This is a genomic window from Sphingomonas aestuarii, assembly GCF_054457155.1.
This window is the reverse complement of record NZ_JBTKVV010000002.1, coordinates 71,451-90,126: the sequence shown is the minus strand read 5'-3', so window position 1 is coordinate 90,126 and position 18,676 is coordinate 71,451. Positions and strand designations below refer to the sequence as shown.

The window sequence follows — 18,676 nt, the reverse complement described above, 5'->3', positions numbered from 1 at the left end:
TTACGCCGCGGCGCGGACCCGCTCGACTCCCGACAGGCTGTTCGGACCGGCTTCGACGATCTCGACCTCGACCAGCGCGCCGATCGGGGCGTCGGTCGTCAGGTGGATCGATTGCAGCCAGGGGGATTTGCCGAGCATCTGACCCGGACGCTTGCCCGCGCGTTCGATCAATACCGTGCAGGTCTTGCCCACGGTCGCGGCATTGAACGCGGCCTGATCGCGGTTGAGATGCGATTGCAGGCGCTGGAGGCGGTCGTCCATCACCTCGGCCGGAACCGCGCCGTCCATCTGCGCCGCTGGGGTGCCGGGGCGGGGCGAATATTTGAAGCTGAAGCACTGCGCATAGCCGACCGCATCGACCAGGCTGAGCGTGTCTTCGAATTCGGCATCGGTTTCGCCGGGAAAGCCGACGATGAAATCGCCCGACAGCGCGATGTCGGGACGCGCTTCGCGGACGCGGTCGAGGATGCGCAGATAGGAATCGCGGCTGTGGCTGCGGTTCATGGCTTTCAGCACGCGGTCGCTGCCCGCCTGAACCGGCAGGTGGAGGAACGGCATCAGCTTTTCGACGTCGCGGTGCGCCGCAATCAGTCCGTCGCGCATGTCGTTGGGGTGGCTGGTGGTATAGCGGATGCGCGCAAGGTCGGGGATCCTGTCGAGCGTCACGATCAGGTCGTGCAGGCCCCGGCCATCGGCATCCCAGGCGTTGACGTTCTGGCCGAGCAGCGTGATCTCCCGCGCACCGGCATCGACCAGCGCTTTCGCCTCATCGACGATCGCGTCGAACGGGCGGCTGATCTCCGCCCCGCGGGTATAGGGCACCACGCAATAGGTGCAGAATTTGTCGCACCCCTCTTGCACGGTCAGGAACGCCGAGGGCGCGACCCGGCGGCGGCTGGGCAGCGCGCCGAATTTGGACAGCACCGGCATGTCGGTGTCGAGTGCGGGCATGCCCGATGCGGCTTTTGCGACCAGATCGGGAAGGTTGTGATAGGCCTGCGGGCCGACCACCACGTCCACCTTGGCGCGGCGCGCAATCTCGTCGCCCTCGGCCTGGGCGACGCAGCCGGCGACCGCGATCATCGGCTCGCGACCCTCGGCGCGCGCACCTTTGCGGACGCGGCCGATTTCGGAATAGACCTTCTCGGTCGCCTTTTCGCGGATGTGACAGGTGTTGAGGATGACGAGATCGGCGTCGGCGGCGTCCGCCACAGTCATGCCCTTAGCCGCCATCAATTCGCCCATCCGCTCGCCGTCATAGACGTTCATCTGGCAGCCGAAGGATTTGACGTGGAAGGTCTTGGGCGTGGGCTTGGTCATGGCGCGGCGCGTGTAGCGGATTTGTGGGCCGGATGCCACCGTCTGCCGGTTGACGCTTTGGTGCGCCGCGATCCATGACCGTCGGCAGCAAAATGGGGAACATCATGATATTGGCGAGCATTGCGGTGATCGCCGCCGCCCAGGCAGCCCCGCCCACCCCTCGAGCAAATGGAACTTCGATTACGGCAAAGAAATGGGCACCGTGGGACGTTCGTTCGGCGACGGCGGCATTACTTTCGGCTTTCGCCCCGACGGCTTTGCAGGGCAAGGCGGCATGCTGGTGGTGCTTCAGCCGGCGAAAAGCGGCGCGCGGTATCACGAGTTCTCTCAGTCGATCGATGTGGCCGACGGCTCCGATTCGATAAAGGTCAGCGCCAAATCCTATTATATCCGCGATCGGCAAGGCCGGGTGGTCACGATGGTCGTGAACGCAGAGGTGCTTGGACGATTGAAGGCGGCCAAATCTTTCGCGGTTCCGGTCAGCGGGCGCGAACGCATCGCGCTGGCGCCCGACAATTTCGCCGCCGCGCTCGCCGCGCTCGACAAATGCGGCGATGATCTGATGGAAATGCATGGCGTGCCGATGGCGGAAATCGCGCAGGCCACGGTTCGAACCACCGCACGACGGCCAGAGCGCTGGTTCACCTGTCCATCGTCGCCGCGAATATTCGGCGCGGAGGGCCGCATCGTCACGCTGATCGCGGTCTCCGATGAGGGCAAGCCCACGGATTGCCGAATCCTGAACCGGAACGCCGAACACCTGCTCGCAAAGTCGTCGTGCGAGACGATCATGCGGCGGGGCGATTTCGAACCGGCACGCAATGCGAGCGAGAGGCCATCCGTTCTTGGACGACCATGACGATCACCTATCAGATCGGCTGAAGCCCCATCGCAAAGTCCATCCGCGCGCGTGCTTCCGCCGCGATTGCCTTGCGGTCGCCGATGTCGCCCGGTGCAAAAGGTTCGAGGAAGTGGAGGGTTACGTCCATCGCGCCGGGGTTGGACAGGATGCGCAGCGCGTTTTCCTTGCCGTGTTCGGTGCCCCAGAACACCGTGTCGGCGTGGGCACCATAATCGATCCACACCGGCTGGACCATCAGGCCGGGGGGTGGCGGATCGAGGACGGCGAGCAAGGATGCCTTGAACGGCAACAGCGACTTGCCGTCGCCGGTGGTGCCTTCGGGGAAAATGGCGAGGCTCCAGCCGTCAGCCAGAGCCTGGGCGACGCGCGCGATCTGGACCGCGATCGACTTCCTGTCGCCGCGCGCGACATAGACGGTGTTGTTGAGGCCGCACATCCACCCGACGAACGGCACGTTCTCCAGATCGTCCTTGGCGATGAAGGCGGTGCCGGTCGCACCGGCCAGCAAGGGAATGTCGAGCCAGCTCACGTGATTGGCGACGAAGAACGCGTTCTTCTTGAGCGGGGTGCCGACCGTCCGCCGCCGGGCGCCCGCGATGCGACCGAGCGCGCCGAGGAACAGACGCGGCCAGGGCGAGGGAAGACGGAACAGCCGCCACAACCCGTGCAGCGGCACCGCGACGATCACCGCGAGGGCGAAACCAGCGATCCGTAGATAGGCGCGCGGGTGGATTGCCGCGTTGGTGGTGGAAGCGGCGCCGGTCAGCCGATCAGTCCTTGCGGGCGATGGACACGCCGTACAGCTCCATCCGGTGATCGACCAGGCGGAAGCCCAGCCGTTCGGCGATCTGCTTTTGCAGCAGTTCAAGTTCGGGATCGACGAATTCGATGACCTTTCCGGTCTCGACATCGATCAGGTGATCGTGATGCGCTTCCGGCGCGGGTTCGTAGCGGGCGCGGCCATCGCCGAAATCGTGACGGTCGAGGATGCCCGCCTCTTCGAACAAACGCACGGTGCGATAGACGGTGGCGATCGAGATGCCGGGGTCGATCGCCGACGCGCGGGCATAGACCTTTTCCACGTCGGGATGGTCCTCGGCCTCGGACAGCACGCGGGCGATCACACGGCGCTGCTCGGTAATGCGCAGCCCCTTTTCGTGGCAGAGTGCTTCGAGGTCGATCTTGCGGGCCATCACATCTCCTTCGGTGCGCAGTCTTCGCCGATGAATGTAAGCGCAGGCGCGCGTGAAAGGAAGCCTGTGAGCGCTCGGCGAACGCCGATGCGGTTGCGCCCCGCCCACCGGATACGCGTGTGGGCGGGTAGCGGCGTTGATTACTTCTTGCCGCGCGTCCGCGGCTTGGTGCCGAGGCCGATCTTCTTGGCAAGCGTCCGGCGCTGTTCGGCGTAATTGGGTGCGACCATCGGATAATCGGCGGGCAGATTCCATTTCGCGCGGTATTGTTCCGGCGTCATCTGGTAATGCGTCATCAAATGGCGCTTCAGCATCTTCAGCTTTTTGCCGTCTTCAAGACACACGACGTAATCGGGCTTGATCGACGAACGGATCGACACTGCCGGTTCCTGCTTTACTTCGGGTTCGGCTGCCGGAGTACCCAAGCCGGACAGCGCGGCGTGCACATTCTGAATGATGACCGGCAAATCGGACACGGCAACACTGTTGTTGCTGACATGCGCGGCAACGATATCGGCGGTTAGCGTGATCAGCGTTTCCGCCATCTCGTTCTGATTATCCATTTCCATCCTTTTGACCAATGGAGGTACGGACGATTATTCGCCCCCGCCTGTGGCTATCAACCGAATGGATTGGCGACGCAAGAGCAGGGTGAAAGTTTGACAGTTCATCAGCAGAATTTTTCTGGAATGTAAGTGCATCAAAAACTTCGCCCGAAGAACCACGATAATAATCGCGCCGTTCGCCAATCTTTACAAATCCTTCGGCAACATAGAAAGCAGTAGCAGGATTGTTTGCGCGCACCTCGAGATTGAAGCGAATGACGCCGCGCGCTTTTGCATCCTCGATCACCGCGCGAAGCAGCGCACGCCCCACACCGGCTCCGCGGGCGTCGGGATGAACCGCGATCAGCAGCAATTCGCCATCGTCGAGCGTCGCGCGCGACAGGGCGAAACCGATCGTCGCGCCGTCGCGCTCGACAAGCGTCAGCCACGACCCGGGCAGCGCCAGCATCCCCATGCACTGCGCCGTCGTCCACGCCTCCCCGTAACGCGGGTCGAACGCGGCCTGCATCAAACGGGCGACGCCCGGCAGATCGGCCGGCCCGCCGGTGCGAATATCGACGGCGCGGATACGCGCGGTCATGCAGGCGCGATCCCGCCGGGAAGCTTGGCATCGGGCGCGCGCAGATAAAGCGGACGCGGCGCAAGCGTGCGCAGCGCGGGCGGCAGGCGCATGACGTGGCATGCATCGGGAAGCGCGTCCTTCACCTTGATCTCGCTCAAGCGACGGGCGGCGTTGCCGAGCACCGGACGACCGGCGATACGCGCCAGTGCGGCGTCGGGAGCGAGTGAGACGGGTTCGTCGAGCGCAGCCAGCGGCGCGCGGGCGAAATGCTGGACGAAGACCTCGCCATGCCCGCCTTCGATCGCGATGGCGATTTCAGCCGCGTCGAGATTGCTCCCCGCCGCGATCAGCGCGAGCGATGAAAAGCCGAACACCTCGACATCCCAGCCGATCCCCAGCCCGATCGCGGCGGCAATGCCGACGCGCAGTCCAGTGAAGCTCCCCGGCCCTACATCAACCAGAATGCGTTCAGCGTGCCCGCGCTTCGGCAGGTCGCCGATCATCGGCACCAGCAACTCCGCATGGCCGCGCCCGACAATGTCGTACCGCGCGTCGACCAGCCTGTCGCCATCGAACAGCGCGACCGAGCAGGCGGCGGTCGCGGTTTCGATCACCAGTGTTCGGGACGGGGCTGCGTCGGTCATTCCCTCCGCCGCTAACGCCCGGATGGCGTGAAGTCGAGCGACAGGGTGTGCGATTTGCTGGCGGGTCGACGGCGCGGAGTCATGATGACGCAGGCTCAATCGTCAGTGCGAGCGTAGCGAAGCAATCCAGAGCGCGCGCAGTGCCGCTGGATTGCTTCGCTACGCTCGCAATGACGGCTGGGTCGATCAAGTGGCGTGAGTAGGCCCACATCTTGAACGCAGTTCGATGGGCGTCAGTCCCCTCCCGCCGCCATCGCCTGAACCCGCGCGTGATGTTCGTCCTTGCCGAACGGAAAGCGGCCGAACAGCCACGCACCCAGCGTCGCGACGCTCAGATAGATGCCGATGTAGATCATCGTCAGCCGGTCGATCACCTCCCCCGGCACCTCCGCCGGATTGGCGCCGGTCGGGAAAGACGCGAAGGCGAGGATCGATCCGGCGATGAAGATGCCGACGCCGCTGGTGCATTTCTGGACGAAAAACGCGCCCGAATAGAAGACGCCTTCGCTCCGCCTTCCGGTCTGTTCCTCCGAATGTTCGACCACATCGGCCATCATCGATGCCGACAGCATGAACACCGAGACAAGAAACCCGGTCTGGAGCGTGAAGATCGCGAACAGGACATAGAGGATGATCGGATCGTCGAATGCCGGGAACAGTCCCAGCAACCTGAGCGCATAGGGCGAGCACATCAGGATCGCGCCGATGACGATGAACAGCCGCGCCGTCATCGGTTTGCCGATGCGCTTGGCGACTCGCGGGGCGATCAGGAACGAGATGATGACGCCCAGGAACAGGCTGACCGGCAGGATCGCGAAGGTCGCGCCTTCGAACCGCCAGACATAGGAATAGAGGTAATTGGACAGCGCATAGCTGATCCCCTGGCACGTATAGGCGCACAGCCCGGCCAGCATCAGGATCGCAAAGGCGCGGTTGTTGACCGATTCGACCAGTTCCTTGAGCGCCTGCCGCAGCGTCGATTTTTCCAGCGGCACCTTTGGCAGCCGCTCGATTTCGTGATGCGTGCCGATCGCCGACACCAGGATCGCGACGAACATCAGCACCGCGCCCGCAATGCCGAACCAGACATAGCCGCCCGCGTTGAGCAACCCGTTCGGCTGTTCGGGCGTCGGCGTCAGGAACAGGGCATAGGCCGCGCCCAGCATCAATAGCCCCCCGGCCCAGCCGAACAGATAGCGATAGGCGGTGATCCGCGTGCGCTCGTCATAATCGGCGGTGAGTTCGGGGGTCAGCGCCTGGCTGGGGACTTCGTAAGCCGAAACCGCGGTACGGACGAGGACCGCGGTCAGGAACAGCCAGACGAGCTGCGCGGTCTGCGACCAGTCGGGCGGATTCCACAGCGCGATCCAGCCGACCGCGATCGGAAGCGCGGCGGCATACATCCACGGATGCCGCCTGCCCCAGCGGCTGCGGGTGCGATCCGACGCGACACCGATGCCCAGATCGAAAAACGCGTCGAGCACCAGCGCACACATGATGACCAGGCCGACGGTGCTCGCCGGAATGCCCACGACCTGATTGTAATAGAGCAGCAGGAACGTGCCGAAGCCCGAATCCTTCACTCCGTAAGCGGCCGCGCCGAACCCGTAAGCCATCGTCGTGCGCCGCGACACGCGTGCTTCGGGGGGAACGACATGCGTTTCGGGTGCGGTCATGCGGTCGGCCTGTGTGGTGATCCGCCCGCCAGCATAGGTGGCGCTTCCGCTACGTCAATTGCGCCTGGTTCGCATCGTTCGAAGATGGGGTATGGCATTCGCCCTCTTGTCGGAGGCTGCGGTGCGGCTATAGCTGGAGGATAGGCATGAGACTGCCCGCGCGGTTCGAAATCGCGGGACGCCGCGCGCGATGACGGACAGGTGAGGATATGGCACTCGACACGGAAACCTTCGACGCGCTGATCGATATGGTGCGCCGCTTCGTCAGCGAACGGCTGCGCCCGCTGGAAGCCGAGGTCGAGGCCGCCGACGCGATCCCCGACGATGTGGTGCGCGAAATGCGCGACATGGGGCTGTTCGGCCTGTCGATCGCCGAAGACTATGGCGGGCTGGGGCTGACGATGGCGGAGGAATGCCGGGTCGCGATCGAGCTGGGGCGGACGACGCCCGCGTTCCGATCGACCTTCGGCACCAATGTCGGGATCGGGTCGCAGGGTCTGGTGATGGCGGGCAGCGACGCGCAAAAGGCCGAATGGCTGCCGCGCATCGCGAGTGGCGAAATCGTCACCAGTTTCGCACTCACCGAGCCCGATGTCGGGTCGGATTCGGGGGCGGTGAAGACGCGGGCGGTGAAGGACGGCGACGTCTATCGCCTGTCCGGCACCAAGCGCTACATCACCAATGCCGACAAGGCCGACCTGTTCACGGTGATGGCGCGCACCGGCGACGAGCCGGGCGGGCGCGGGGTTTCCGCCTTCCTGGTGCCGCGCGACCTGCCCGGCGTGTCGGTCGGCGAGCCGGAAAAGAAGATGGGGCAAAAGGGCGCGAAGGTCGCGGACCTCAACCTCGACGACGTGCCGGTCCCCGCCGCCAACCGGCTGGGCGAGGAAGGCCAGGGGTTCAAGATCGCGATGCAGGTGCTCGACCGCGGGCGGCTGCATATCTCCGCGGTCTGCGTGGGCGTCGCCGAGCGGCTGATTGCGGATTGCGTGGCCTACGCGACCGAGCGCAAGCAGTTCGGAAAAGCCATCGCCGAGCATCAGTTGATCCAGGCGATGATTGCCGATTCGAAGACCGAAGCGCTGGCGGCGCGCGCACTGGTGCTGGAGACAGCCGGACGGAAAGACGCCGGGGAAAACGTTGTGATGGAATCGGCGGCGGCGAAATATTTCGCGTCGGAGATGGTCGGACGCGTGGCCGACCGCGCGGTGCAGATCTTCGGCGGCGCGGGTTACATCAGCGATTACGGGATCGAGCGGCTGTACCGCGACGTGCGGCTGTTCCGCATTTACGAGGGCACAAGCCAGATCCAGCAACTCATCATCGCCCGCGAGACGTTGAAACGCGGGGGATAAGCCGTAGCGGATTAGCGTCGCTAATCCGCGGCTCGACGGCGCATCCCGGCCAGCGGGTCGCGCAGCGAACCCGTCTGACGACGCGGCTTTGCCGCGGCGGGACCAACCAATCGCCAGCAGGTGTGAGCCGGCTGGATGACGAACAAGGAGCAATCACATGGACACCACCAACCTTTTCCGCCTCGACGGTCGCGTCGCTCTGGTCACCGGCGGCTCGCGCGGGATCGGCAAGATGATCGCGGCGGGCTTCATCGCGCAGGGGGCGAAGGTCTATATCTCGTCGCGCAAGGCCGATGCGTGCTTCGCGACCGCCGAGGAACTGGGCGAGAACTGCATCGCTCTGCCCCAGGACGTCTCATCAGTCGCAGGCTGCAAGGCGCTGGCCGCGCAATTCGCCGAACATGAATCGAAGCTCGACATCCTCGTCAACAACGCGGGCGCGGCGTGGGGCGAGCCGTTCGAGGTCTTCCCCGAAATCGGCTGGGACAAGGTGATGGACCTGAACGTCAAATCACCGTTCTTCCTGACGCAATCGCTGTTCGAACCACTAAAGGCCGCCGCCTCTCGGACACGCCCCGCCAAGGTCATCAACATCACCTCAATCGACGGCCAGCGGCTCAATCCATGGGACACCTACAGCTATCACGCGTCGAAATCGGCGCTGATCTATCTGACCAAGCGGATGGCGGCGCGGCTGATCCGCGACAGCATCAACGTCACCTCGATTGCTCCCGGCGCGTTCGGCAGCGAAATGAACCGCGCCGCGCGCGATCACGGCGACGCAGTGGCGCAGGCGATTCCGGCAAAACGCATCGGCGTGGACGAGGACATGGCGGGCGCCGCGATCTATCTCGCCAGCCGCGCGGGGGACTATGTCGTGGGCGACACGATCACGGTCGATGGCGGACTGGTCAATGCTTCGCTGGGGTCGAGCATCGACGGTTGATGCGGTCCGTTACAGAACAGCGCTATCCTCATACCGAGAAATCCGTTTCATCTGGACATTCCCACCGGTGGATTGCTCGTCGATCCAGACATCCTTGTTGGTCCAGCTATTGGATGCCGGTTCAAACACCGACACGGTAAGGCGCAATCCCTGGCGGGTGATCTTGCCCGTTCTGAGCGCGACAAGCGCAACCGCGTTTCGCCCACCAACGTGCGTCGCGCCGAGCAAGGTCGGTAAATCGACCGTTTCTGTCTGACCGCGAGCGAGTGCGGCGGCAGGCAGGCAAGCGCCAGAGGTCTTGCAGGCCACTTCCGCGCCGGCAAGGTTTGCGATGACGAACGGTCCGCCGAGCCGGTAGCGCAGTCCTGTCAGAAGAGCCCAACGGTCCTCGCTGTTCAGTGTAATCTCTGCGGGTGGTGCTTGCGGCGAGGCTGCCGAAGCGAGCGTGAGGGCGAGCGCGGAAAGAAACATCGAACGTCTCCTGTCAGGCATCCATGCCGACAACGTCCATCATCGTATGCCTGCTGTCAAATTTGTCAGGATTGGGCTTTGATTGATTCCGGACAATTCGGGCCGACGGCTCTACGCCCGGCGGAACCCGCTCAACGCGCGATCCCCCCCGCCGCCAATACGGCCAGCGTCACCAAATCCCCCGCCGTGCTCGTCATCGGTGCGATCTGGACGGGCTTTTCCATGCCGATCAGCATTGGGCCGATCATCGTGTCGCCGCCCAGTTCGCGCAGCAGCTTGGCCGAGATGTTGGCCGATTGCAGGCCGGGCATGATGAGGACGTTAGCCGGACCGGACAGCCGCGCAAACGGGAATTTCGCCATCTGTTTGGGGTTGAGCGCAACGTCGGGGGCCATTTCGCCTTCATATTCGAAGCCGACCTGGCGCTGGTCGAGCACGCCGACTGCGCCGCGAATATTGTCGAGCCAACGCCCTTCCGGATTGCCGAAGGTCGAATAGGACAGGAACGCGACGCGCGGTTCGTGACCCATGCGCTTGGCGACCTGCGCCGTCTGTTCGGCGATGTCGGCGAGTTCCTCGGCGCTCGGTCGCTCGTTGACGGTGGTGTCGGCGATGAACACGGTGTGGCTCTGCCCGACCATCACATGGATGCCGAACGGGGTGCGCCCGCCCGCGGGGTCGATGACGCGGCGGACTTCGCGGATCGTCTGGGCATAGGTGCGGGTGATGCCGGTGATCATCGCATCCGCCTCCCCCAGTTGCAGCATCAGCGCGGCGAAGATGTTGCGGTCCTGATTGACCATCCGCTCGCAGTCACGGCGCAGGAAGCCGCGGCGCTGCAGACGCGCATAAAGGAAATCGACCATGCGCGGGACCAGCGGCGACACGCGGCTGTTGTGGAGTTCGAATCCTTCGGGATCGTCGACGCCGAGCGCGCGCAGGCGATCGGGCACGTCGTCGCGGCCGACCAGCACCGGGATGCCGTAGCCGCCGTCGCGGAACTGGATCGCCGCGCGCAGCACGACTTCCTCTTCGCCCTCGGCAAACACCACGCGCTTCGGGTGCGCGCGCGCGCCTTCATGCGCGAGGGTGAGGATCGAAGTGGTGGGGTTGAGGCGGGCGCGCAAAGATTGGCGATACGCCGCCATGTCGAGGATCGGCTTGGTCGCAACACCCGAATCCATCGCGGCTTGTGCAACGGCGGCCGACACCAACTCCATCAACCGCGGGTCGAAGGGTGCGGGGATGATATAATCGGGGCCGAAGCTGTGCTGAACGCCGTAGGCGAGCGCGACTTCTTCAGGCACGCGTTCGCGCGCGAGGTCGGCGATGGCGTTGGCCGCCGCGATCTTCATCTCGTCGTTGATGCCGGTCGCGCGCACGTCGAGCGCCCCGCGGAAGATGAAGGGGAAGCCCAGCACATTGTTGACCTGGTTCGGATAATCCGAGCGGCCCGTGGCGATGATCGCATCGGGGCGCGCGGCCTTGGCCAGTTCGGGGCGGATTTCGGGTTCGGGATTGGCCATCGCGAAGATGATCGGCGCAGGGGCCATGTCCTTCACCATTTCGGGCTTGAGCGCGCCCGCCGCCGAAAGCCCGAGAAACACGTCGGCCCCGACCAGCGCATCGGTCAGTTCGCGGCGGTCGGTCTTGACCGCGTGCGCCGATTGCCACTGATTCACCTTTTCGCGGCCCTGATAGATCACGCCCGACCGGTCGCAGATCAGCACATTGTCGTGGCGCACGCCCATCGCCTTGATGAGTTCGGTGCACGCGATCGCTGCCGCGCCCGCGCCATTGACCACAACCTTCACATCCTCCAGCCGCCGCCCCGTCAGGCGACACGCGTTGATGAGCCCCGCGGCGGTGATGATCGCGGTGCCGTGCTGGTCGTCGTGGAAGACGGGGATGTTCATCCGCTCGCGCAGGGTCTGCTCGATGATGAAGCATTCGGGCGCCTTGATGTCTTCAAGGTTGATGCCGCCGAAGGTCGGCTCCATCAGTTCGACCGCGTCGATGAAGCGGTCGACGTCCTCGGTCTTCAACTCGATATCGATCGAATCGACGTCGGCAAAGCGTTTGAACAGCACCGCCTTGCCCTCCATCACCGGTTTCGACGCCAGCGCGCCGAGATTGCCGAGCCCCAGGATCGCGGTGCCGTTGGAGATGACCGCGACCAGATTGCCCTTGGCGGTGTAGTCATAGGCGGTGGCGGGATCGTCGGCGATCGCCTTTACCGGGACCGCGACACCGGGAGAGTAGGCCAGCGCCAGGTCGCGCTGGGTGGCCATCGGTTTCGACGCGATGATCTCGATCTTGCCGGGACGACCTTCGGAATGGAACAGCAGCGCTTCGCGTTCGGAAAACTGGTTGTTCGGTTCATCGGTCATGGGGGAGGTCCGGCGCTGTCATCGATATAGCGGTCTTTAGGGAGCGGTTTTCTTCCCGTCACCCCTGATCGCCCGAGAAAACGCCACTGCATTGCAGCACCGGCCCGGCTTCCTATCTGTGAGATCTGGAAGCGACTTCAGGGAGCGATCGAGATGCAGATCCGTGGCAACACCATCCTGATTACCGGCGGTGGTTCGGGAATCGGCGCGGCCCTTGCCGGGGCGTTTCATGAAAAGGGCAATCGTGTGATCGTGGCGGGGCGCCGTCGCGAAGCCCTGGAATCGGTGGCCGCCGCGCATCCGGGCATCGCCACGGCGACACTGGACGTGTCGGATTCCGATGCCATCACATCCGGCGTCGAACGCATCGTTGCCGACCATCCCGACCTGAACGTCGTCGTCCACAATGCCGGGATCATGGTCGCCGAGGACCTGACCGCCCATCGCTATGACATCGGCATCGCAGAGGCGATCATCGCCACCAATCTGCTTGGCCCACTTCGCCTGACCGCGGCGCTGTTGCCGCATCTGAAGCGCCAGCCTCGCGCGTCGATCGTCACCGTGTCCTCGGGGCTGGCCTTCGTACCGCTGGTCGCGACGCCGACCTACAACGCGACCAAGGCGGCGATTCACAGCTGGTCGCAAGCGATCCGCGGGCAACTCGCCGCTACGTCGATCGACGTGATGGAGATCGTCCCGCCTGCGGTCGCGACCGACCTGATGCCCGGGCACGCCGAAAACCCCAATTCGATGCCGTTGGATGCCTATATCGCCGAAGTCATGTCGCTGATCGAGGCCGACCCGGACGCCAAGGAAATCCATGTCGAGCGCGTCAAATTCCTGAGCGAAGCGGACCGACGCGGTGATTACGACCAGGTTTTTGCAATGCTGAACGCGAGTCACTGAAGAAGCGTCGTTTCCCTTCGCGCGCGTAGGCTCTATTCGCAGCGGCAATGACGACGCCCGCCGCCCCCACCCCGATGATGCAGCAATATCTGAGCCTCAAGGACGAGGCGCAGGATTGCCTGCTCTTCTACCGGATGGGCGATTTTTTCGAATTGTTCTTCGACGATGCGAAGGTGGCGAGCGCGGTGCTGGACATCGCGCTGACCGCGCGGGGCAACCATGACGGCGACAAGGTGCCGATGTGCGGCGTGCCGGTGCATTCCTCCACCGCCTATCTCGAACGGCTGATCAAGGCGGGACACCGCGTAGCCATTGCCGAACAGATCGAAAGCCCGGAGGAAGCGAAGAAGGCGCGCGGGTCGAAGGCGCTGGTCAATCGCGCGATCGTGCGGGTGGTGACGGCGGGGACGCTGACCGAGGAAGCGCTGCTGGATGCGCGCGCGGCAAACTGGTGTGCCGCGATCGGCGAGGCGGCGGGCGGCGTGGCGATTGCCGCCGCCGACGTGTCCACCGGACGTTTCGAGCTGATCGAATGCGATCCGGCTTCGCTGGGTGCGGAACTCGCACGGCTGAACCCGGCCGAGGTGGTCGCGGCGGAGGGGTCGGGTCAGGCGCTTGCCGCCTCGGTCGAGCGACCTAGGGCCGGGTTCGACAGCGCCAAGGGCGAGGAGCGGCTGCAATCGCTGTTCGGGGTGGCGACGCTGGACGGGTTCGGATCGTTCAGCCGCGCCGCGCTGTCGGCGGCGGGTGGGCTGGTCGCCTATCTCGATCACACGGCCAAGGGTTCGTTGCCGTTCCTGCGCCCGCCCCGCGTCCGGCATTCGGGCGCGACGATGGCGATCGATGCCGCGACGCGCGAGAGTCTGGAACTGACGGTTTCTCAGGCGGGCACCCGCAAGGGCAGTCTGCTCGATGCGGTCGACCGCACGGTGACCGGCGCGGGGGCGCGGTTGCTGGGACAGGATATCGCCGCGCCGCTGATGGAGCGCGCGGCGATCGACGCGCGGCTGGAATGCGTGCGGTTTTTCCACGACGATGCCGGCCTGCGCGAAGGAGTTCGCGCAAGCCTGCGCGCGCTGCCCGATATCGGTCGCGCCATCGGGCGGATCGCGGCGGGACGGGGCAGCCCGCGCGATCTGGGCCAGTTGCGCGACGGACTGGATGCCGCGTGGATGCTCGGCGAGCGACTGGAGAAGCTGGCGGACGCGCCCGAACTGCTCAAACACCTTGCACCGCGGCTGCGCGGGCATGGCGCGTTGATCGACCTGCTCAAACGCGCGCTGGTGCCCGAGCCGCCGATCGATGCCGACAAGGGCGGGTACATCGCCGAGGGGTTCGATGCTGCGCTCGATGATCTGCGCGTGACCGGCGCGGGCGGGCGCAAGTCGATCGCGGCGCTGGAAGCGCGGTATCGCGAGGAGACGAAAACGCCTGCGCTCAAGATCCGGCACAATAATGTGCTCGGCTATCATATCGAGGTGCCCGCCAAGCATGGCGACGCGCTGATGAAGCCCGAGAGCGGGTTCACCCATCGCCAGACCTTGGCAGGCGTCGTGCGGTTCAATGCGCCGGAATTGCACGATCTGGCGCTGCGGGTCGGACAAGCGGGCGCGCACGCGTTGGCAGCCGAAGCAGCGCATCTGGAGGACCTGACCGAGACCGCGCTTGCCAACCGTGAGGCGATTGCCGCAACCGCCGACGCGCTGGCGCGAATCGACGTCGCGGCCGGACTGGCCGAACGCGCGGCCGAAGGCGGATGGGCGCGGCCTTCGCTGGTTGAGCATCCGTGTTTCGAGATTGCGGGCGGGCGCCATCCGGTGGTCGAGGATGCGCTGGCGAAACGCGGCGAGCGCTTCGTCGCGAACGATTGCGGCCTGTCGGACGCGAACCGGCTGTGGCTGGTGACAGGGCCGAACATGGGCGGCAAGTCGACCTTTCTGCGCCAGAATGCGCTGATCGCGGTGCTGGCGCAGGCGGGGAGTTATGTGCCCGCGACCAGCGCCAAACTGGGGCTGGTCGACCGGCTGTTCAGCCGCGTCGGCGCGTCGGACAATCTGGCGCGCGGGCGATCGACCTTCATGGTCGAGATGGTGGAGACCGCCGCGATCCTGGCCGCTGCGACGCCGCGCAGCTTCGTCATTCTGGACGAGGTCGGGCGCGGGACCAGCACCTATGATGGCCTCGCCATCGCCTGGGCGGTGGTCGAGGCGATCCATGAGGACAATCGCTGCCGCTGCCTGTTCGCGACGCATTATCACGAGTTGACACGGCTGGCCGAGCGCTGCGACGCGCTCAGCCTCCACCATGTCCGCGCGCGCGAGTGGAAAGGCGATCTGGTGTTGCTGCACGAAGTGTCCGAGGGACCGGCCGATCGCAGCTATGGTCTGGCCGTGGCGCGGCTGGCGGGGCTTCCCCCCGCAACCATCGCGCGCGCCAAATCGGTGCTGGCGAAGCTGGAGGCGGGGCGTGCCAAGACCGGCGGGATTGCGGCGGGGCTGGACGATCTGCCCTTGTTCGCCGCCGCGCAGGAAGCCGAGGTCGAGGCGGTCGATTCATTGCGCGCCGAACTCGCAACCTTGGATATCGACGCGCTTTCCCCCCGTGATGCGCTCGACGCATTGTATCGATTGAAGAGTCTGTCCGATGGCTGACATCCGCGTCGCCGCGCTATACCGCTTCACCCGCTTCGACGATCCCGCAGCGTTGCAAGGACCGCTCCTCGCGGCGTGCAACGCGAACGGTGTGAAGGGCACGCTGTTGCTCGCGCAAGAGGGCATCAACGGCACCATCGCCGGGCCGCCCGAGGGGATCGAGGCAGTGCTGGCGCATATCCGTGCCCTGCCCGGTTGCGCCGAACTCGACGTCAAATTCTCGCACGCCGAGGCGATGCCGTTCCACCGCACCAAGGTGCGGCTGAAGCGCGAGATCGTGACGATGGGGGTCGAGGGGATCGACCCGACGCGCGAGGTCGGCAGCTATGTCGCGCCCGCCGACTGGAACGCGCTGATCGACGATCCCGACACCGTCGTCATCGACACGCGCAACGATTACGAAGTGGCGATCGGGAGCTTCTCGGGCGCGGTCGATCCGCATACCCAGAGCTTCCGCGACTTCCCCGCCTGGTTCCGCGACCACCGCGACGAGGTGCTGGCGGGCAAGAAGAAGGTCGCGATGTTCTGCACCGGCGGCATCCGCTGCGAAAAATCGACCGCGTTCCTTAAAAGCGAGGGGGTAGAGGACGTCTATCACCTCGACGGCGGCATCCTGCGCTATCTGGAGGAAGTGCCCGCACAGGAAAGCCGCTGGCAGGGCGAATGCTTTGTGTTCGACGAGCGGGTGGCGGTGATTCACGGGCTGGACCTGGGGAGCCACAGCCTGTGCCGCGCGTGCCGGATGCCATTGTCGCAAGCTGACCGCGCCTCGCCAAAATTCGAGGAAGGCGTGGCCTGCCCCCATTGCCACGACGCGCGGACGGATGAACAGCGCGCGAACTATGCCGAACGGCACCGTCAGGCGCTGCTCGCGGAGAAGCGCGGCCAGACGCATATCGGGGCGGTGTTGGGGGATAAGGGCGGCGACACGCCTTAGGCCTATTGCCTGTGCCATCGGCCTGGGCGACGAACGTCGATATAGGCTGGCTCACGAATTGTCCGCTTCCCACAGGCGACGCGGCTTGACCAGACAACCACTCGAAGCCATATGGTTATCATGGTAATTAAAAGGGAGCTGTCATGAGCGAGCCACTGAACATCATCGCCCATATCACGCCGCACCCGCAGCATTTCGATGCGGCGCGCACTGCGATCTGCGAGATCATCGACCAAACCCGCGCCGAACCGGGCTGCATGACGTTTCGGCTTAACGAAAATGTCGAACAAGGCAGTTTGCATCTTTACGAAGAATGGCGCGACGAGGCAGCGCTAGCTTCACATCACGACCAACCATACACCCAGGCCGTGTTTAAGGCTTACAAGGCTTGGTTGGCCGAACCGCCCCAAATCCTGCATCTCAGGCCAGTCCGTTGATTTCATGTTCTTTCTGAAAGAACTGCCAAGCTGGCGGATGGTTGATGGATATGTCGATCGATTGGAAAATGTCGATGCGGACAAAGTGCTCGACGCGCTTTGCATCATGCGAAACGGCAGTCTGCTGATCCGCGACCTCGAGGCCTATTTCGCGCGGCACGATCTCTCGCAGTTACGGTTCCTGGCAATGATCCTCATCGACCGCGAGCTACAGCGCAACTATCTTACGGCCAGCGAGATTGCCGATCGATTAGATGTGTCGCGACCCGTCGTCACGCGCACCCTTCAAAATCTGGAACAGTCGAAGCTGATCGCCATTTCCGACAACGCCGACGATGGGCGCTCGCGAAATGTTACCCTTACGGAAACCGGCAAAAACAAGCTCCGCCAGGTTTTGCCGGAATATTTCGCGATCCTTAACCGGGCAACGGATGCCCATTCGTGACAAGGCGGATCATTCTCGTTCGGACGATCCTCGTATGGCTTGTCGCGTGGCCACTCGTGACTGGGATGCTGGTGCTGTTCGAAGCAATGATCAGCGATTTGGCGCTAGGCCTCCAGACCCTCATTTTGACGGCAATTCTTATGCCGCTAACTAGCCTGCTGCTCGCGCCAACGATGCACAAGTTGGCAACCCACTGGGTGAAGGCCAGGGCATGAAGAATGTCTGACGGATGATCGAGATTTTCCGCGCCAGTCGCGTAGCGCGTTGGTGTTCCGTGCATTAAGCCCCTCCCCATGACCGACGAGTTCGCCTTTATCGACAGGCTTCGCGCGCTTGCGACCCATGACGCCGCGCGGGGTCTAGCCGACGATGCGGCGGTGTTGGCGGTGGGGGGTGCGAAGCTTGTCCTCACCAGCGATACGCTGGTCGAAAGCGTGCATTTCCGTCGTGACGATCCCGCCGACAGCGTGGGATGGAAGCTCGCGGCGGTGAATCTGTCGGACCTGGCCGCCAAGGGCGCGACGCCGATTGCGTGCCTGATGAACTATGCGCTGTCGGGCGATGACGGTTGGGACGCACGGTTCGTCGAGGGATTGGGCGCGATCCTGGTCGAACATAGCTGCGCGCTGATCGGCGGGGATACGGTGCGGATGCCGGCGGGAGCCCCGCACAGCTTCACGCTGACCGCGATCGGCGAGGCAGCCGCCCGTGTCCCTGCGCGCAGCGGGATGTTTTCGGGCGATGTGCTGTGGGTGACGGGCACGATCGGCGACGCTGGTGCGGGGCTGGCGCTGCTGGATGCGGGGCGGACCAGTCCGGGGGCGCTTATCGACGCCTATCGCCGTCCGCAGGCGATGGTGGCGCAGGGGCAGGCGCTCGCGCCTGTGGTCGCGGCGATGATGGACGTGTCCGACGGGTTGCTGATCGATGCCGAGCGGATGGCGAAGGCGAGCCGGGTGGCGATCGAGATCGACCTCGACCGGCTGCCGTTGTCCACCGCGTTCGTGTCGGTGCGCGGGGACGGCGAGGCGGCGCGGTTGTTCGCGGCGACGGCGGGGGATGACTATCAGTTGCTGTTCACGCTGCCCGCCGGGGTGAGGCCGCCGGTTCCCGCGACCGCGATCGGGACGTGCCGGGCGGGGAGCGGGTTGTCGGTGACGGCAGGGGGCAGGCAGGTTGCGCTGCCTGCGTCGCTCGGGTGGCGGCACTGAGACGCGATTATATGGATGATCGTCGTTGCGAGCGCAGCGAAGCAATCCAGCGGCAACGCGTGCGGCGGCTGGATTGCTTCGCTGCGCTCGCAATGACGGTTTGA

General features: G+C 64.7%; 18 protein-coding genes. 9 read left to right on the top strand and 9 right to left on the bottom strand.

Annotated features, from left to right (window positions below; genetic code table 11):
• Positions 1-1,320 carry a tRNA (N6-isopentenyl adenosine(37)-C2)-methylthiotransferase MiaB gene (gene miaB, locus ACX0GZ_RS03640; RefSeq protein WP_458813485.1) on the bottom strand — a complete coding sequence of 440 codons (1,320 nt, stop codon included), beginning with the start codon at positions 1,318-1,320 and terminating at the stop codon, positions 1-3.
• Positions 1,321-1,522: 202 nt separating this feature from the next.
• Between miaB and ACX0GZ_RS03635 the strand changes: the two genes are divergently transcribed.
• Positions 1,523-2,179, top strand: coding sequence for an energy transducer TonB (locus tag ACX0GZ_RS03635; protein WP_458813483.1), 657 nt, complete (start codon positions 1,523-1,525; stop codon positions 2,177-2,179).
• A 10-nt stretch (positions 2,180-2,189) separates the two neighbouring features.
• On the opposite strand, the gene ACX0GZ_RS03630 is transcribed toward ACX0GZ_RS03635, so the two are convergent.
• From ACX0GZ_RS03630 to ACX0GZ_RS03605, 6 genes are all read right to left on the bottom strand, one after another.
• Complete coding sequence (locus ACX0GZ_RS03630; RefSeq protein WP_458813481.1) at positions 2,190-2,870, bottom strand: lysophospholipid acyltransferase family protein; 681 nt, start codon at positions 2,868-2,870, stop codon at positions 2,190-2,192.
• Positions 2,871-2,952: 82 nt separating this feature from the next.
• A complete protein-coding gene (locus ACX0GZ_RS03625) occupies positions 2,953-3,375 on the bottom strand; it encodes a Fur family transcriptional regulator (protein WP_458813479.1) in 423 nt (140 codons plus the stop codon).
• Between the two features lie 140 nt (positions 3,376-3,515).
• Positions 3,516-3,938, bottom strand: a complete 423-nt coding sequence (locus ACX0GZ_RS03620; RefSeq protein ID WP_458813477.1) for a Ros/MucR family transcriptional regulator — start codon at positions 3,936-3,938, stop codon at positions 3,516-3,518.
• A complete protein-coding gene (gene rimI / locus ACX0GZ_RS03615) occupies positions 3,931-4,521 on the bottom strand; it encodes a ribosomal protein S18-alanine N-acetyltransferase (RefSeq protein WP_458813475.1) in 591 nt (196 codons plus the stop codon). Before rimI ends, ACX0GZ_RS03620 begins: the two co-directional genes overlap by 8 nt.
• Positions 4,518-5,147, bottom strand: a complete 630-nt coding sequence (gene tsaB, locus ACX0GZ_RS03610; RefSeq protein ID WP_458813473.1) for a tRNA (adenosine(37)-N6)-threonylcarbamoyltransferase complex dimerization subunit type 1 TsaB — start codon at positions 5,145-5,147, stop codon at positions 4,518-4,520. The genes rimI and tsaB overlap by 4 nt, the downstream gene beginning before the upstream one ends.
• Positions 5,148-5,380: 233 nt before the next feature.
• Positions 5,381-6,823: an MFS transporter gene (locus ACX0GZ_RS03605; protein ID WP_458813471.1), complete on the bottom strand. Its 1,443-nt coding sequence runs from the start codon at positions 6,821-6,823 to the stop codon at positions 5,381-5,383.
• A gap of 209 nt (positions 6,824-7,032) precedes the next feature.
• On the opposite strand from ACX0GZ_RS03605, the gene ACX0GZ_RS03600 reads away from it, so the two are divergent.
• Both ACX0GZ_RS03600 and ACX0GZ_RS03595 read left to right on the top strand, forming a co-directional pair.
• Complete coding sequence (locus tag ACX0GZ_RS03600; protein ID WP_458813469.1) at positions 7,033-8,178, top strand: acyl-CoA dehydrogenase family protein; 1,146 nt, start codon at positions 7,033-7,035, stop codon at positions 8,176-8,178.
• A gap of 157 nt (positions 8,179-8,335) precedes the next feature.
• Positions 8,336-9,124, top strand: a complete 789-nt coding sequence (locus tag ACX0GZ_RS03595; protein WP_458813467.1) for an SDR family oxidoreductase — start codon at positions 8,336-8,338, stop codon at positions 9,122-9,124.
• Positions 9,125-9,133: 9 nt separating this feature from the next.
• On the opposite strand, the gene ACX0GZ_RS03590 is transcribed toward ACX0GZ_RS03595, so the two are convergent.
• Positions 9,134-9,595 (bottom strand): hypothetical protein, encoded by a 462-nt coding sequence (locus ACX0GZ_RS03590; RefSeq protein ID WP_458813465.1) that lies wholly within the window; start codon positions 9,593-9,595, stop codon positions 9,134-9,136.
• A 131-nt stretch (positions 9,596-9,726) separates the two neighbouring features.
• A complete protein-coding gene (locus tag ACX0GZ_RS03585) occupies positions 9,727-11,985 on the bottom strand; it encodes an NADP-dependent malic enzyme (RefSeq protein ID WP_458813463.1) in 2,259 nt (752 codons plus the stop codon).
• A 153-nt stretch (positions 11,986-12,138) separates the two neighbouring features.
• Here ACX0GZ_RS03585 and ACX0GZ_RS03580 point away from each other — a divergent pair, with 153 nt between their 5' ends.
• From ACX0GZ_RS03580 to thiL, 6 genes are all read left to right on the top strand, one after another.
• On the top strand, positions 12,139-12,891 hold the full coding sequence (locus ACX0GZ_RS03580; protein WP_458813462.1) for an SDR family oxidoreductase: 753 nt from the start codon (positions 12,139-12,141) through the stop codon (positions 12,889-12,891).
• 74 nt (positions 12,892-12,965) lie between these two features.
• A complete protein-coding gene (mutS, locus tag ACX0GZ_RS03575) occupies positions 12,966-15,542 on the top strand; it encodes a DNA mismatch repair protein MutS (protein ID WP_458814316.1) in 2,577 nt (858 codons plus the stop codon).
• Positions 15,535-16,479, top strand: coding sequence for an oxygen-dependent tRNA uridine(34) hydroxylase TrhO (trhO, locus tag ACX0GZ_RS03570; RefSeq protein ID WP_458813460.1), 945 nt, complete (start codon positions 15,535-15,537; stop codon positions 16,477-16,479). Before mutS ends, trhO begins: the two co-directional genes overlap by 8 nt.
• Positions 16,480-16,622: 143 nt before the next feature.
• The gene (locus ACX0GZ_RS03565; protein ID WP_458813458.1) at positions 16,623-16,916 is read left to right on the top strand and encodes a putative quinol monooxygenase; all 294 of its coding nucleotides are present in this window, start codon (positions 16,623-16,625) and stop codon (positions 16,914-16,916) included.
• Positions 16,917-16,977: 61 nt separating this feature from the next.
• A complete protein-coding gene (locus tag ACX0GZ_RS03560; RefSeq protein ID WP_458813456.1) occupies positions 16,978-17,361 on the top strand; it encodes a MarR family winged helix-turn-helix transcriptional regulator in 384 nt (127 codons plus the stop codon).
• 293 nt (positions 17,362-17,654) lie between these two features.
• Complete coding sequence (gene thiL, locus ACX0GZ_RS03555) at positions 17,655-18,572, top strand: thiamine-phosphate kinase (RefSeq protein ID WP_458813454.1); 918 nt, start codon at positions 17,655-17,657, stop codon at positions 18,570-18,572.
• Positions 18,573-18,676: the final 104 nt, after the last annotated feature.

What these genes read in the sequence shown, in the direction of transcription:
- miaB (WP_458813485.1), bottom strand. Translation starts at nt 1,320, where the DNA reads ATGACCAAGCCCACGCCCAAGACCTTCCACGTCAAATCCTTCGGCTGC.
- ACX0GZ_RS03625 (WP_458813479.1), bottom strand. Translation starts at nt 3,375, where the DNA reads ATGGCCCGCAAGATCGACCTCGAAGCACTCTGCCACGAAAAGGGGCTG.
- ACX0GZ_RS03620 (WP_458813477.1), bottom strand. Translation starts at nt 3,938, where the DNA reads ATGGATAATCAGAACGAGATGGCGGAAACGCTGATCACGCTAACCGCC.
- rimI (WP_458813475.1), bottom strand. Translation starts at nt 4,521, where the DNA reads ATGACCGCGCGTATCCGCGCCGTCGATATTCGCACCGGCGGGCCGGCC.
- tsaB (WP_458813473.1), bottom strand. Translation starts at nt 5,147, where the DNA reads ATGACCGACGCAGCCCCGTCCCGAACACTGGTGATCGAAACCGCGACC.
- ACX0GZ_RS03605 (WP_458813471.1), bottom strand. Translation starts at nt 6,823, where the DNA reads ATGACCGCACCCGAAACGCATGTCGTTCCCCCCGAAGCACGCGTGTCG.
- ACX0GZ_RS03600 (WP_458813469.1), top strand. Translation starts at nt 7,033, where the DNA reads ATGGCACTCGACACGGAAACCTTCGACGCGCTGATCGATATGGTGCGC.
- ACX0GZ_RS03595 (WP_458813467.1), top strand. Translation starts at nt 8,336, where the DNA reads ATGGACACCACCAACCTTTTCCGCCTCGACGGTCGCGTCGCTCTGGTC.
- ACX0GZ_RS03590 (WP_458813465.1), bottom strand. Translation starts at nt 9,595, where the DNA reads ATGTTTCTTTCCGCGCTCGCCCTCACGCTCGCTTCGGCAGCCTCGCCG.
- ACX0GZ_RS03585 (WP_458813463.1), bottom strand. Translation starts at nt 11,985, where the DNA reads ATGACCGATGAACCGAACAACCAGTTTTCCGAACGCGAAGCGCTGCTG.
- ACX0GZ_RS03580 (WP_458813462.1), top strand. Translation starts at nt 12,139, where the DNA reads ATGCAGATCCGTGGCAACACCATCCTGATTACCGGCGGTGGTTCGGGA.
- mutS (WP_458814316.1), top strand. Translation starts at nt 12,966, where the DNA reads ATGATGCAGCAATATCTGAGCCTCAAGGACGAGGCGCAGGATTGCCTG.
- trhO (WP_458813460.1), top strand. Translation starts at nt 15,535, where the DNA reads ATGGCTGACATCCGCGTCGCCGCGCTATACCGCTTCACCCGCTTCGAC.
- ACX0GZ_RS03565 (WP_458813458.1), top strand. Translation starts at nt 16,623, where the DNA reads ATGAGCGAGCCACTGAACATCATCGCCCATATCACGCCGCACCCGCAG.
- thiL (WP_458813454.1), top strand. Translation starts at nt 17,655, where the DNA reads ATGACCGACGAGTTCGCCTTTATCGACAGGCTTCGCGCGCTTGCGACC.